General features: G+C 67.6%; 14 protein-coding genes. 2 read left to right on the top strand and 12 right to left on the bottom strand.

Features of this window, described 5'->3' with window-relative positions:
- Positions 1 to 20 precede the first annotated feature (20 nt).
- Positions 21 to 2,108 (top strand): sensor histidine kinase, encoded by a 2,088-nt coding sequence (locus tag LNV23_RS11235; RefSeq protein WP_263563064.1) that lies wholly within the window; start codon positions 21 to 23, stop codon positions 2,106 to 2,108.
- 9 nt (positions 2,109 to 2,117) lie between these two features.
- Here the strand turns inward: LNV23_RS11235 and LNV23_RS11230 are convergent, their stop codons facing one another.
- The 4 genes from LNV23_RS11230 to coaBC form a co-directional block, all read right to left on the bottom strand.
- Positions 2,118 to 2,411, bottom strand: coding sequence for a flagellar basal body rod protein (locus LNV23_RS11230; RefSeq protein ID WP_263563063.1), 294 nt, complete (start codon positions 2,409 to 2,411; stop codon positions 2,118 to 2,120).
- Between the two features lie 193 nt (positions 2,412 to 2,604).
- Positions 2,605 to 3,546, bottom strand: a complete 942-nt coding sequence (locus tag LNV23_RS11225) for a sensor domain-containing diguanylate cyclase (protein WP_263563062.1) — start codon at positions 3,544 to 3,546, stop codon at positions 2,605 to 2,607.
- A gap of 203 nt (positions 3,547 to 3,749) precedes the next feature.
- Positions 3,750 to 4,208, bottom strand: coding sequence for a dUTP diphosphatase (gene dut / locus LNV23_RS11220; RefSeq protein WP_263563061.1), 459 nt, complete (start codon positions 4,206 to 4,208; stop codon positions 3,750 to 3,752).
- 24 nt (positions 4,209 to 4,232) lie between these two features.
- Complete coding sequence (coaBC, locus tag LNV23_RS11215) at positions 4,233 to 5,453, bottom strand: bifunctional phosphopantothenoylcysteine decarboxylase/phosphopantothenate--cysteine ligase CoaBC (RefSeq protein ID WP_263563060.1); 1,221 nt, start codon at positions 5,451 to 5,453, stop codon at positions 4,233 to 4,235.
- Between the two features lie 61 nt (positions 5,454 to 5,514).
- Here coaBC and LNV23_RS11210 point away from each other — a divergent pair, with 61 nt between their 5' ends.
- Positions 5,515 to 6,291: a YoaK family protein gene (locus LNV23_RS11210; protein ID WP_263563059.1), complete on the top strand. Its 777-nt coding sequence runs from the start codon at positions 5,515 to 5,517 to the stop codon at positions 6,289 to 6,291.
- Here the strand turns inward: LNV23_RS11210 and trmB are convergent.
- From trmB to LNV23_RS11170, 8 genes are read right to left on the bottom strand one after another with little or no spacing between them, the layout of a single operon-like run.
- A complete protein-coding gene (trmB, locus tag LNV23_RS11205; protein WP_411910566.1) occupies positions 6,236 to 6,976 on the bottom strand; it encodes a tRNA (guanosine(46)-N7)-methyltransferase TrmB in 741 nt (246 codons plus the stop codon). The genes LNV23_RS11210 and trmB overlap by 56 nt on opposite strands.
- Positions 6,977 to 7,031: 55 nt before the next feature.
- On the bottom strand, positions 7,032 to 8,348 hold the full coding sequence (deoA, locus tag LNV23_RS11200) for a thymidine phosphorylase (RefSeq protein ID WP_411910569.1): 1,317 nt from the start codon (positions 8,346 to 8,348) through the stop codon (positions 7,032 to 7,034).
- 11 nt (positions 8,349 to 8,359) lie between these two features.
- The gene (gene deoC, locus LNV23_RS11195) at positions 8,360 to 9,127 is read right to left on the bottom strand and encodes a deoxyribose-phosphate aldolase (protein WP_263563057.1); all 768 of its coding nucleotides are present in this window, start codon (positions 9,125 to 9,127) and stop codon (positions 8,360 to 8,362) included.
- Between the two features lie 10 nt (positions 9,128 to 9,137).
- Positions 9,138 to 9,983 carry a purine-nucleoside phosphorylase gene (locus LNV23_RS11190; RefSeq protein WP_263563056.1) on the bottom strand — a complete coding sequence of 282 codons (846 nt, stop codon included), beginning with the start codon at positions 9,981 to 9,983 and terminating at the stop codon, positions 9,138 to 9,140.
- A gap of 33 nt (positions 9,984 to 10,016) precedes the next feature.
- Positions 10,017 to 10,445, bottom strand: coding sequence for a cytidine deaminase (gene cdd, locus LNV23_RS11185; protein WP_171828024.1), 429 nt, complete (start codon positions 10,443 to 10,445; stop codon positions 10,017 to 10,019).
- Positions 10,446 to 10,453: 8 nt separating this feature from the next.
- Positions 10,454 to 11,434, bottom strand: coding sequence for an ABC transporter permease (locus LNV23_RS11180; protein WP_263563055.1), 981 nt, complete (start codon positions 11,432 to 11,434; stop codon positions 10,454 to 10,456).
- Complete coding sequence (locus LNV23_RS11175) at positions 11,427 to 12,575, bottom strand: ABC transporter permease (RefSeq protein WP_263563054.1); 1,149 nt, start codon at positions 12,573 to 12,575, stop codon at positions 11,427 to 11,429. The genes LNV23_RS11180 and LNV23_RS11175 overlap by 8 nt, the downstream gene beginning before the upstream one ends.
- Positions 12,572 to 14,185 (bottom strand): ABC transporter ATP-binding protein, encoded by a 1,614-nt coding sequence (locus tag LNV23_RS11170; RefSeq protein WP_263563053.1) that lies wholly within the window; start codon positions 14,183 to 14,185, stop codon positions 12,572 to 12,574. Before LNV23_RS11170 ends, LNV23_RS11175 begins: the two co-directional genes overlap by 4 nt.
- Between the last annotated feature and the right edge of the window lie 55 nt (positions 14,186 to 14,240).

The raw sequence follows: 14,240 nt of genomic DNA, 5'->3' as shown, positions 1-14,240 counted from the left end.
CCACACCGGAGCTTGCGCACGTGCACCCTCAGTCAAGATCTGTCCCCCTGCCTGTACCGCCGGAACTGACCGGCGAAGATGACGCCAAGGCCCAAGCCGTACGAACCCAGCTGCTGCAGGCCCAGCATTGGATGAGCCAGATGGATTTGGCGCGCGCCGCGCCCTTGCTGGAGCAGCTGCAAGGCCATTTGCACACGAGCGCCAACCGTCTGCTCGCCCAGGCCCTGCAGCTGAGCTTGCAGCTGCAGGCGGATGCGGGACAAGGCGATGTTGCCCAGCTTCAGGAGGCCTATGAGCTGAGCCAGCAGGCTGCCACTCTTGTGGACGACCCCATCGTCGAAGCGCTGGCCCTGCATACCTTGGCGGAGCTGCAAGCCCGGCTGCGCCTGCACCACGCGGCCCTGTCCAGCCTGGAACGTGCACAGCAGCTCTGCCAAAGGGCACAAGCACAGGCTTTGTCCGAGCAGCTCTTGGCCATGCGTGGCCGCGTGCTGGCTCAGGCCGGCTTGTACGAGGACTTGCTTCAGTCCAGCGAAGCCTTATTGGCTCGGCGCGAACAGCTTCAGCCGGGCACCGTACACCGTATCCTCAACTACTGCGCCTCGGCCTGCTTTTACCTGGCCGATGAGCAGCTGGCACCAGCCGGCCACCCACTTTGGCTGCGCTGCCACAGCCTGCACACCGACGCATTGCAGCTGGCCGAGCGCACAGGCCTGCAGGAAGACGTCATGCTTTCCCTGCTCAATCTGGCCTACATCGATGTGCTCGCAGGCAGCACGACATCCTGTCGCCAGCATCTGGCGCGGCTGGAGGGCTCGAGCGAGAACAGCGTCTGGCGCCAGATTGCCGGCGCCAGCCACGCCATGCGCTTGACCCAGGTCTTGCTGGACTGGCGCGAGCACGCCGACACCGCGCACTGGCAGCCGGTGCTGGCCTTGGAACAGGAGCTTGCGGCGGCCGGCGACAAGATGCGCTTTGTGCACGAGTACCTGCTGCGCGCCATCGTTCGCTTCGGCGAGGCGGCCGGCGACAGCGCTGCCGCCCTGCGCTGCAGCCAGCGCCTGCTGAGCTTTCAGCGCCAACGCCTTCAAGCCGTGACAGGCACCCTGTCGCGCGCCGTCGACGATGTCTTTCTGCTGCAACGCGTGCGCCTGGAGAACGAGCAACTGGCCCGCCACGGCGGCCAGCTGGAGCAGTCGCTGGCAGCCCGCAATACCGAGCTGCAACAGACCCTGAGCCGCCTGCAGGCCGAAGCCAGCATCCGGCGCGCGGCCGAAGCCGCCCTGCAGCAAGCCAATGAGGAACTGGAAGCGCGGGTCCTGGCCCGCACCGCCTCCTTGGAGCAAGCCCTGCGCACCGTCATGCAACAGGAAAAGCAGCTGGCCTTGGGCCGCATGGTGGTCGGCATGGCGCATGAGTTGAACACGCCGCTGGGCAATGCGCGCATGGGCGCCTCGGTGATCCGGGACCGGGCCGTGGAGCTGGAGCAGTGGCTGCAGAACGGCCCGCTGCGCCGCCAGGCCCTGAGCGAAACTGCCAGCTCGCTGCAGCAATGCTCCTCCCTGGTCGACCGCTCCCTGGAGAGCGCCAGCCTCCTGATCCAGCGCCTGAAAGCCTTGTCGCGTGACAGCGAGCAGGAAATGGCCCAGGACTTTGATGTCAGCGCCTTGCTGCGCCGCTTGATCGATCACAACCAAGCCCGCTGCAGTGCGACGGGCATCGTCATCAAGGCCCAGATGCCTGCCCAGCTGGCCATGTTCGGACCCATGCAATCGCTGCACAACGTGGTGCAAGAGCTGCTGGACAACGCCATCCACCATGGGCTCAAGGCTTGTACGGACGGCCAGCTCAACATCGAACTACAGGCAGGGGACGCAGAGGACGGCGGCCTGCGCCTGTCGATTCAGGACAATGGCTGCGGTATCCCGTCTGAAGCGCTACCGCGGGTTTTTGACCCCTTCTTCAGCGGCCGGCTCGGCAGCGAAGGCGCAGGCTTGGGCCTCAGCGTGGTGCGGACGGTGGTGGAGGAGCTGATGCTGGGTCAAATCCACATCGAAAGCACAGCCGGGCGAGGCACCCGGGTCACGCTGCGCCTGCCCTTGCGCTGAGGGCCGGCCTCAGGCGTGAATGTCCAGCATGGTGCCGCTGGCACGCAGCTGGGTCTGCAGAACGCGCAGATTGGCCACGAAGGCGTAAGTTGCGGACTTCTGCGTGGCGAGGTCTGCTTCGGCGGACTGGCCGGTAGCCGGCACCTGACGCAGCTGAGTGCTGCTTTGATCCGACTGCTGGGCCTGCAGCTGCTGGCGCCGGAAATCGGCCGCGCCATTGCTGACCGTGTTCTGCGCCGAGGCACGCAGGCGCTCGTTGGCGGCAGAAATGCCGGACAAGGCGGTGGACAGACCGATGGACATGGCGGCGACACTCCGAAACTGCTGGTGTTGGCCAGGATTGTCCCGAGTGAATCGGCCGCTGCGCGCCGAACTTTAGAAAAGAATGCGTTTTTCCGGCTATTTCCTCACGCCGGGCTCGGCGGCTTGAAGCGCTGGGCACAAAAAAGCCCACCGGCACGAGCGGCGGGCTGTGTTTCGGGGCGACGGCCTGAGCTCAGCCGGCCAATTCCTCGAAAGCGCCGGCCGAAATGAAGACCCGCACGCTGTCGCCCCCGGAAGCCTTGGCCTCGGTGCAGGCCAGAGCGGCAGCGCCCAGCACGGCATCGACCGACTCCAGTGAGGTCTGCAACTGCACCACGCCCAGGCAGGCCTTGACGCGGGTGCGATGCAGGCCCCAACGCAGGCGGTAGGCGGCAATGCCCGAACGCATTTTCTCGGCCACGATCTCGGCGTAATGCTGGTCGCAATTGGGCAGCAACACGGCGAAATGGTCGTCTTCCAGGCGTGCCACCAGGTCGGACGCGCGCACCTTGGTGATCAGCAGCTGACCCAGGCCATAGAGGAAATGGTCGCCGACCTCGGCACCCATGCCGGCCACGACCTCGCCGAACTTATCAATATCGATCCACAGGACCGAAACGGGCTCATGGCGGCGGCTGCCTACATGCTCGGCCAGGCGGCGCTCGAACTCGCGGCGGTTGGCCAGCTCGGTCAAGACATCGTGCTTGGCCGTCCAGGTCGGCTGCATGCGCTGCTGGCGTGCGACGGTGACGTCGTCGACGATCCACAGCGCCTCACCGGCCGGCTGATCCCAATGGACCGGTGTCGCTTGCAGACGGCCCCAGAAGCGGCTGCCATCGCGGCGCACGAACTCGACCTCGTCATCGAGCGGCTTGCCGCTGACAAAAGCCGCGTGGCTGCGCTCGAGCAGGGATTGATGCGACGGGTCGGACACCTGCACGCTGCGGGTGCTTTGGCCACCCAGATCGGTGTCGTCGCCGTGACCAAAGAGGTGATTGAACTGTTCGCTGACCACCTCGAACTGAGCGTTCTTGACGAAGCCCACCGCCATCGGTGCGCGCACCATCAGCGCGCGCATGCGCGCTGCGATCACATCACCGGCGCCTTCAGCTGCGGCTTGCGGCTGTGTTGCCATCTGCATCTCCTTTGTGTCGGCTGTCCCACCGATGTTTCAACTATCGCAGGTGTAAGGCTTTTCAGCCATCCGCAAAGCGCCGAACAGGGCAGAGAAGCCGCTTCATTTGATGCAGGCCCGAGAATCAGCAGGAAAGACATCCAGCCAGCCCGGGCCGGCCGCTGTGGCTTGGCGCCGACAGTGCGGGCGCCGACGGCATCGGTTCAGTGCTTGCCGGTCGAGCCGAAACCGCCCTCACCCCGGCTGCTGGAGTCGCCAAACTCCTCGACGCGTCGGAAGGCCGCCTGCACCACGGGCACCAAGACCAGCTGAGCAATGCGCTCGAAGGGCTGGATCACAAATTCACTCTGACCCCGATTCCAGCAGCTGACCATGAGCTGGCCCTGGTAGTCGGAGTCGATCAGGCCGACCAGATTGCCGAGCACGATGCCGTGTTTGTGGCCCAGGCCCGAGCGCGGCAAGATGATGGCGGCCAGGCCGGGGTCACCGATGTGGATGGCCAGGCCGGTGGGGATCAGGGTGGTCTGGCCCGGCGCCAGAGTGATGGGCGCATCGAGGCAGGCACGCAGGTCCAGGCCGGCACTGCCGGGCGTGGCATAGCTGGGCACCTGCTCGGCCATGCGGGGGTCCAGGACTTTGAGATCGACGGTGGTGGTGGTCATTGAAATCGGCAACGAAAATGAAGTTCAGGAACGGCGGGCGATCTCGGCCACCAGCTGACGGGCCAGGCTGAGCTTGTCGGCGCGGGGCAGCTCGCGCTCGCCCTCGGCATCGATCAAGAGCAAGGCGTTGTCATCGCGGCCGAAGGTGGCTGGGCCGATATTGCCGACGACGAGCTCCACCTTTTTGCGCAGCAGCTTGTCGCGGCCGTGCCGAGCCAGATCCTGGCTCTCAGCCGCAAAGCCCACGCACAGGCGCGGGCGCTGCCCGGTCGGCAGGGCCGCCACGGACGCCAGGATGTCGGGGTTTTCGGTCATCTCGAAAGCCGGCGGGCGATTGCCCTGGCTCGGATCTTTCTTGATCTTGTGCGCGCTCGCCGCCAGCGGCCGCCAATCGGCCACGGCCGCGGTGGCGACGAAGAGCTCATGCTGTGCAGCCAAGGGCAGCACAGCATCGTACATCTGCTGCGCGCTTTGCACATCGATTCGGCGCACATGGCGCGGCGTGGGCAGGTGCACGGGGCCAGCCACCAGGGTCACCTCGGCGCCCGCCTCGGCGGCAGCGCGTGCGATCGCAAAACCCATCTTGCCGCTGGAGAGATTGGTGATGCCGCGCACCGGGTCCAGGGCTTCGAAGGTCGGGCCGGCCGTGATCAAGAGCTTGCGGCCCGCCAGGGGCTTGGGCTGAAAAAACGCGATCAGCTCGTCCAGCAACTCGGCCGCTTCCAGCATGCGGCCATCGCCGGTTTCGCCGCAGGCCTGCTCGCCGTTGCCAGGGCCGAGCACGACGCCACCATCGGCGCGCAGCTGGGCGATATTGCGCTGCGTGGCCGGGTGGGCCCACATCTCGCGGTTCATGGCCGGCGCCACCAGCAGCGGGCAGCGATCGCTGGGCCGCGCCAGGGCCGTGAGGCTCAGCAAATCATCGGCCCGGCCTTGCACCAGCTTGGCGATGCAGTCGGCGCTGGCCGGGGCGACCAGCATCAGATCGGCCTCACGGCTCAGGTTGATGTGGGCCATATTGTTGGGCTCGCGCGCGTCCCATTGGCTGGTGGCCACCGTGCGGCCCGACAGGGCCTGCATGGTGACGGCGGTGATGAAGTGCTCGGCCGCCTCGCTCATCAGCACCTGCACCGTGGCACCGGCTTTGCTCAGGAGCCGGGTCAGCTCGGCGCTCTTGTAGCAGGCGATGCCGCCGGACAGGGCCAGCAAGATGTGGCGGCCGGCCAGAGATGTGGATTCAGACATGGGCGGCACTCTAGCAGCTGTGCCGCAGGCTGCGGCGTGCCAGCCCTTATGCTCAGGGCCTATGCCCGTGGACTATCTCGCTCAGCTGACCGCGCCGGAACGCAGCGCGCGCAGCAATCTGCACCTGGGCGCCGGCCTGGCCTTTGTCGCCGGTGCGCTCAATGCCGGCGGTTTTCTGGCCGTGGGCCAGTACACCTCGCACATGACCGGCCTGGTCTCGGCCAGCACCGACCACATCGCCCTGGGCCAGTTCGGCCTGGCCTTCAGCGCCCTGCTGGCGGTGGCGGCCTTTGTGATGGGCGCGGCCAGTACGGCGCTGATGGTCAACTACGGCCTGCGCCACCGGCCCCGCTGGGCCTATATGCCCACACTCTTGCTGGAGGCGGCGCTGCTGCTGGTCTTCGGCCTGATCGGCAGCCAATTGCTGCCGCACCAGATCCTGCGGGTCTCGCTGACCGCCGTGCTGCTGTGCTTTGTGATGGGCTTGCAGAACGCCCTGATCACCAAGATCTCGCATGCCGAAATCCGCACCACCCATGTCACCGGCCTGCTGACCGATCTGGGCCTGGAGCTGGGCCGATTGCTCTACTGGAACCGTTTACCAGCGAGCGCGCAACAACCCCTCGTGATGGCCAACCGGCAGCGCCTGCGCATCCACCTGAGCTTGGTGCTGGCCTTTTTTGTTGGGGGCTTGATCGGCGCCTTGGGCTTCAAGCACGCCGGCTTCATTGCCACCCTGCCCTTGGCCCTGGGCCTGGTGCTGCTGGCCGGGGCCAGCCTGCTCAGGCCTGCGGGCGGCGGCGGAACACCAGATCCCAGACCCCATGGCCCAGCTTGAGGCCGCGGTTCTCGAACTTGGTCAGCGGGCGATAGCTGGGCTTTTCCGCGTAGCCGGCGGCCGTGTTTTCCAGCAGCGCTTCGGCGCCCAGGACTTCCAGCATCTGCTGGGCATAGGGCTCCCAGTCGGTGGCGCAGTGCAGATAGCCGCCGGGGCGGATGTGTTTGACCAGCTTGGCCACGAACTCGGGCTGGATCAGACGGCGCTTGTTGTGGCGCTTCTTGTGCCAGGGGTCGGGGAAGTAGATGTGCACGCCAGCCAGCGAAGCCGGGGCGATCATCTGCTCCAGCACCTCGACGGCATCGTGCTGAAAGATGCGGATATTGCCGAGCTGCTTTTCCTCGATGTGCTTGAGCAGCGCGCCGACGCCGGGCTCATGCACCTCGCAGCCGATGAAGTCATGGTCGGCCAAGGTCTGGGCGATCTTGGCCGTGGCATCACCCATGCCGAAACCGATCTCGAACACCACCGGTGCTTCTCGGCCGAACACAGCCGCGGTGTCCAGGCGCTGGCCCGCTTGGAAGGGCAGCACGAACTTCGGGCCCAGCTCGGCCAGGGCCTTGACCTGGCCCGAGCCCATGCGGCCAGCGCGCACCACAAAGCTCTTGATGCCGCGGCGGGGCGAGCCATCATCCGGGCTGTCGGGCGTGGCGGGAGCGGGCGTGGCGTCGTCGATATCAGGCATGGCAGGGGTACAGCAGTGGTCAGGTGGATGCAGGTGGATCCACGGGGCGTGAAGTCTAGCCGACACGGGCTTGGATCAGGTCTGCGGGGCCCCATGGCGCCTCAGGCAAGCTGAAGCGGCAGGCCGCCAGCACGGCGGCCGCGGCGCGCTCGGCCGAGGGCTCATCGGCCGCATGGACCCAAGCGAAAGCCTGGCCGGCCTCGAGCACGGTGCCCAGTGGCAAGACCGCCGAGAGACCGACACGCACATCGATGCGGTCGCCCGCCTGGCGCCGACCGCCTCCCAGTTCGACCACGGCCAGACCGATCTCGCGCGTCTGCATCGCGCTCAAGCGGCCCGCGCGCGGCGCACAGACCGGGCGCTGCACCGGCGCGGTAGGCAGGTATCGCTCGGGCCGCTCCAGCAGATCGGCCGGCCCACCCTGGGCCGCCACCATCTGCGCGAATTTTTCGGCCGCGGCGCCGCTGTCCAGGGCGGCTTGCAGCTTGGCTTCCGCATCCGCAGCGTTGGCCGCCAAGCCGCCCAGCTGCAACATCTCGCCGGCCAGGGCCAGGGTCAGGGCATGCAGGCGCGGTTCGCGCGCCTCGCCACGTAGGTACTTCATGGCCTCCAGCAACTCAAGGCTGTTGCCCACGGTCTGGCCCAGCACCTCGTTCATGTCGGTGATCAAGGCCCGCGTCGGTAGACCGGCACCGGCGGCCACGCCGACGATGCTGTGGGCCAGTTCCTGGGCCATCCAGGGCGAGTCGGCAAAGGCGCCGTTGCCGCATTTCACGTCCATGACCAGGCCCTGCAGACCGGCGGCCAGCTTCTTGGACAGGATGCTGGCGGTGATCAGGGGCACGCTCTCCACCGTGGCGCTGATGTCGCGTACGGCATAGAAGCGACCATCGGCCGGGGCCAGGTCGGCCGTCTGGCCGATGATGGCGCAGCCGACCTCGCGCACGATGCGCTCGAAGCGCGCGGCCTCGGGCGTGGCGCAAAAGCCGGGGATGGCCTCCAGCTTGTCCAGCGTGCCGCCCGTGTGGCCGAGGCCACGGCCCGAGATCATGGGCACAAAGCCGCCACAGGCCGCCACCAGAGGCGCCAGCATCAGGCTGATCTTGTCGCCCACGCCGCCGCTGGAATGCTTGTCCAGCACCGGGCCGGGCAGATCGCGCCAGTGCATCTGGCGGCCCGAGTCCCGCATGGCCCGAGTCAAGGCCACGCACTCGGCCCGGCTCATGCCGCGCCAGAGGATGGCCATGGCCAGGGCCGCGATCTGGCCCTCGCTCCAGCCTCCATCGACCAGGCCGCGCACCAGGCTCTGGATCTGCGCTTCGGACAGCGCCGCACCATCGCGCTTGGCGCGAATGATCTCCTGGGCCCGCACGGCCACCGCGCTCAGTAGCTGGCGGTGATGGCGGGCGCGGCCGTGCCGGACAGCACGGCTTCGATATCGCCCAGCAGGCCGCTGGCGCCGAAGCGCAGGCGGCGCGGGTTCAGCGCTGCGGCGCCGAGCTTGTCGGCCGCCATCTCCAGATAGACCTGAGCATCGGCCACAGTCCGGATGCCACCCGAGGCCTTGAAGCCCGCCGAGACCAGGCCGCTGCCGGCGATCTCGCTGAGGATGTGGCGGGCGGCCAGCGGCGTGGCCGAGACCGCGGTCTTGCCGGTGCTGGTCTTGACGAAATCGGCGCCGGCCATCAAGGCCAGGCGGGCCGCGTCCGCGATCAGCTCGGGGGTCTTCAGCTCACCGCTCTCGATGATGACCTTGAGCGTCAGCGGCCGGCTGGCATGGCGCACCTCGGCCAGGAACTCGGCGCACTCGCTGCGCTGACCGGCCATCAGGGCGCGATAGGGCAGGACCACATCGACTTCATCTCCGCCGGCCGTGGCAATCGCCTGCACATCGGCCAGGGCTCGGGCCAGATCGAGGGCGCCGTCCGGGAAGTTTGCCACGGCCGCCACCTTGATCTCGGCCGGCAAGGCCGCGCGCGCTTGCGCCACAAAACGCGGCCACACACAGACGGCCGCCACCGGGCCGAAGGGCGTCTGGGCCCGCCGGCACAGGGCGGCGATGTCCTCGGCCGTGTCGTCGTCGTTGAGGCTGGTCAGGTCCAGGCATTGCAGCGCGAGGCGCGCAGCATCTTTCAATTCCAAAGAGGCCATGGAAGAACGCTCAGTCTTTCAGCGAGGCCAGATCGGCCATGCCGGCCACCACGGCACCCAGGAACTGTGCCGCGCGCTCGCCGGACTGCTGGGCCTGCTGCAGGGTCAGGGCATGAGTCAGGGCTTCATCGGACAAGCCGGCAGCCATATTGGTCATCAAGGCCAGGCCCATGACACGCAGGCCGGCGTGGCGGGCCAGGATGGTTTCCGGCACGGTGCTCATGCCCACGGCGTCGGCGCCCCAGGCGGCAAACATGCGGATCTCGGCCGGAGTTTCGAACTGCGGGCCCAGGGCCCAGCAATAGACGCCCTCGCCCAGTGCCAGGTTCTGAGCCGCGGCCACGCCCTTGGCATGCTGACGCAGCTCCAGGTCGTAGGCGGTGCTCATGTCGACAAAGCGCTCGCTGCCGGGCTCGCCGACCAGGGGCGAGCGCTGCGGTGCGTTGATGTGATCGCTGATCAGCATCAGGCTGCCGGCCGGCATGTGGCTGCGGATGGAACCCGAGGCATTGGTCTGCAGCAGCACCTTGACACCCCAGGCCTTGAGGCTGCGCAGGGCGCCGGCCATGCCGGTGCAATCGCCGCTCTCGTAGGTGTGGGCGCGGCCGCGCAGCATCACAACGGTCTGCGCGCCGATGGTGCCGACCACGATCTCGTTGACATGCCCTTCCACCTTGGGCTGCGGGAAAGCGGGCAGTTCGGTGTAGGGCAGATGCTTGGCGTTCTGCACCAGGCTGACCGCGCCGGCCCAGCCTGAGCCCAGCACCACGGCCACGGCAGGGGCTGCGCCGAACAAGGTCTTGAGCTTTTCGGCGGTCTGGGCGATGGCGGGATTGAGGGTCTTGTGGTCGATCATGATGAGGTTCCTCCTGGGAATTGTTGCGATGGCTCAGAGCTTCAGATGCTCGGGGCCGAAACTGAAAGGCAGCAGCTGTTCCAGCGTCCACTGCTGGCGGATGCCGCCCGGGTCGGCGGCGATGATGATCAGCTCCGGGTCGGCGAACTCGCGCAGCTTCTGACGGCAGCCGCCGCAGGGCGTGATGATGTCCGGGCCGGGGCCGGTGACCAGCACTGCACTGACGCGGCGACCGCCGGCCATGATCATGGCGGTCAAGGCCGAGGCCTCGGCGCACCAGCCTTGCGGGTAGGCGGCGTTTTCGATATTGCAGCCGGCATGGATGCGGCCCTGCTCGTCGAGCACGGCGGCACCCACGGCATAGCCGGAGTACGGCGAATGCGAATGCTGGCGCGCGCCCAGCGAGGCGGCCAGCAGGCGCTGCACGAGATCCGGTGTGAGGGCGTTCTTCAGAGCGTTCACGCGTGTGCTCAACGTTCTTTGAGGTAGGGCCGGCCCAGCGCCTTGGGCGCCAGAGCCTGACCGATGAAGCCAGCCAGCAGGATGACGGTCAGCAAATAGGGCAAGGACTGGATCAGCTGCACCGGCACTTCGCCGACACCTGGGATCACCGCACCCTGCATGCGGATGGCCAGGGCGTCGAGGAAGCCGAAGAGCAGGCAGGCGGCCAGCGTGGGCAGGGGCTTCCACTTGCCGAAGATCATGGCGGCCAGGGCGATGTAGCCGCGGCCGGCCGTCATGTTCGGCGAGAAGGAGGCGTTCTGCGCCAGGGTCAGGTAGGCGCCGGCCAGGCCGCAGAGCAGGCCGTTGAGCATCAGCGCGGCATAACGCAGCCGCGGCACGGACACGCCGGCCGCGTCCACCATGGCCGGGTTCTCGCCGACCGCGCGCAGGCGCAAGCCGGGCTTGGTGCGCTCGAGGAAGAACCAGACGCCGGCCACCAGGAAGAAGGCCAGGTAGACCAGCAGGTTGTGGCTGAGCAGGCCGTGACCGACGATGGCGCCGAGCCAGGGGCCCAAGGCTGCCACGGCCGCCTCGGGTTCGCTCCAGCCGGCGATCAGGCCGGTCAGGCGCACATCGGCCGTGATCGGCGGGGTCTGGCCGCCCTGTGCGAACCAGGCGATGCCCAGCACCACGGTCAGGCCGGCCGCCACCATATTGAGCGCCACACCCGACACCACCTGGTCACCGCGGTGGGTGACGCAGGCAAAGCCGTGGATCAACGACATGGCGCAGGCCACGGCGATGGCCGCGGCCAGGCCCATGCCGGTCGAATGGCTGGCACTGGCGGCCGCCGCAGCGGCAAACGCGGCGAACAACATCTTGCCTTCCAGGCCGATGTCAATCACGCCCGAGCGCTCGCTGATCAAGCCCGCCAGGGCACAGAGCAGCAGCGGCGTGGTGACCCGCAGGGTCGAGGCCAGCATCGAGCCGATCAGGATCTCATCCATGAGCCAGCTCCTTCGCAAAGCCCTTGTTTTTTCCAGACAGCCAGCCGTGCAGCTTGACGAACAGCGGCAGGCTCACGGTCGCCATGGCGCCGGCGAACAGCACGATCAGGCCCTGGGCCGTGACCACCATCTCGCGGCTGAAGCCGGGCAGCTCGAAGGACACTTCCACGCCGCCCTGATACAGCACGCCAAACAGCAGCGAGGCCAGGACGATGCCGACCGGATGGTTGCGGCCCATCAGCGACACGGCGATGCCGGTGAAGCCGGCACCGGCGACGAAGTCCAGGGTCAGCTTGCCCTGCACGCCGGAGATCTCATTGACCGCCACCAGGCCGGCCAGCGCGCCGGCCAGGCCCATGGCCACCAGCACCTGGTACTTGGGGCGGATGCCGGCGTAATGCGCGGCGCGCGGCGCGCAGCCGACGGCGCGCAAGGCATAGCCGGCCGCGCTCTTCCACAGAAACCACCAGACGAAGACGCAGGCCAGCAAGGCCAGCAGCAGGCTCAGGTTCAGCGGCGAGGACGGCATCTCCACACCGAACAGCGCCGCCAGCTGATGCAGAGCCGGCATGCGCGCCGACTCGGCAAAGTCTGCGCTCTCCACCGCCATGCTGCCGGCCGGACGCAGCCAGTTGACCAGCAAGTACACGTTCAGGCTGGCGGCCAGAAAGTTGAACATGATGGTGGTGATGACGATGTGGCTGCCGCGCCAGGCCTGCAACCAACCCGGGATCAAGGCCCAGACCATGCCGAACACCGCCGCGGCGATCACCAGCAGCGGCAGCAGCACCGCGGCCGGCAGATGCGCGCCCAGGGCCAGGGCCAGCAGGCCCACGCCCAGGCCGCCAAATGTGGCCTGCCCTTCCCCGCCGATATTGAACAGGCCGCCGTGGATGGCCACGGCCACAGCCAGGCCGGTGAAGATGAAGGTGGTTGTGTAGTACAGGGTATAGCCCAGGCCGCGCAAGCTGCCGAGCGAGCCCTGCAGCAGCACGCTCAGCGCATGCATGGGGCTCTGGCCAATGGCCAGCACCACCAGGCCGGCCACACCCAGGGCCACGGCCAGGTTCCACAAGGGCAAGAGGCCCAGGTCGATCCAGCGCGGCAAGGCGCTGCTCGATGAAGATGAAGATGCACTCATGCTTGTTGCAACGCCGCAGCGTTCGTTTCTTCTTTCGCGGTGGCGGCCATCAACAGGCCCAGGCGGGTTTCGGTGCACTCGGCAATGTCCAGCTCGCCGGTGATGCGGCCGCCGTTCATGACGATGACACGGTCGGACAGGGCCAGGATCTCGTCCAGCTCGCTGCTGACGACCAGCACCGCACAGCCGGCATCGCGCAGCGCGCGCAGCTGCTGGTGGATGAATTCGATGGCGCCGATGTCGACGCCGCGCGTCGGCTGGCCGACCAGCAGCACCGTGGGCGCCTGGCCGATTTCGCGCGCCAGCACCAGCTTTTGCTGGTTGCCGCCCGAGAACTTGCTGGAGCCAATGTTCATGTCGCGCGGGCGCACATCAAAGCGCTCGGCCATGGCCGCGGCCTCAGACTTCATGCGCTCGTGGTTCATGGCCGCATTCAGCGGGCCGCTGCGGTACAGGGGCAGGTCTTGATAGCCGAGCACCGCGGTTTCCCAGGCCGGGAAGCTCATCACCATGCCGCAGGCATGGCGGTCTTCCGGCACATGGGCCAGGCGGCACTCGCGCGCGCTGCGCGGCTCCAGCCACTGGCCCGACGCGGCGTCGAAACGGCACCCACCGAGTTCCATCTGGCCAGCCTCCGGCGCACGCATGCCGCTGAGCACTTCCAGCAACTCGGTCTGGCCATTGCCCGACACGCCGGCCACGCCGACGATCTCGCCGGCGCGCAGCTGCAGGCCGATGTCTTGCAGCAAGGGCACGGTCTGGCCTGCGGTTAGGCTCAGGCCCTGCACCCGCAGGCGCAGCGGCGCAGCGGCATCCTGGGCGGCGGCCTGTTCGGGCCGGCCCAGATGCACCTTGCGGCCCACCATGGCCTGGGCCAGGTCTTCGGGGCTGGTGTCGGCAATGGCCTTGGTCTGCACGACCTGACCTGCACGCATCACGGTGACGGCATCGCACAGCGCCATCACTTCCTTGAGCTTGTGGGTGATCAGCAGGATGGTGGTGCCGCGCTCGCGCAGGCGGCGCAGGGTCTCAAACAGCTGCAGAGTTTCCTGCGGGGTCAGCACCGCGGTGGGCTCATCCAGGATCAGGATCTTGGCGCCGCGGTACAGGGCCTTGAGGATCTCCAGGCGCTGCAACTCGCCCACCGGCAGGTCACCGACCAGGGCATCCAGATGCACATGCAGGCCGGTTTCGGCCATCAGGGCCTGCAACTGGCTGCGCACCTTGCGCTTGGCTGCGTTGAGGAAAAAAGCCGGCTCGGCGCCCAGCATCACATTGTCGAGGCAGCTCAGGGTATCGACCAGCATGAAGTGCTGATGGACCATGCCAATGCCCAGCTCAATGGCCTGCTGCGAGTCCTTGATCTGCACCGGGCGGCCGGCGATGGCGATGCTGCCGCTGTCGGCCTGGTAATAGCCGTAGAGGATGGCCATCAGCGTGCTCTTGCCAGCGCCGTTCTCGCCGACCAGGCCGTGCACGGTGCCGGCGCGCACGCTCAGGCTGACCTCACGGTTGGCCTGCACGGCGCCGAAGCGCTTGGAGATGTCTCGCAGCTCGACGGCCGGCGGGGCACCGTCCGCGGGCACGGTGCCCTTGCTCTGGGTCGTCATGGATGGATGTCGCTGAATTTCGCGGAAAGTCGCGCAAGATCGCGCCGGTCAGGCG

Source organism: Kinneretia sp. DJ1R-11, from assembly GCF_025717595.1.
Lineage (GTDB): Bacteria > Pseudomonadota > Gammaproteobacteria > Burkholderiales > Burkholderiaceae_C > Paucibacter_A.
The sequence above is the reverse complement of the archived record's forward strand: the minus strand, read 5'-3'. Positions and strand labels throughout refer to the sequence as shown.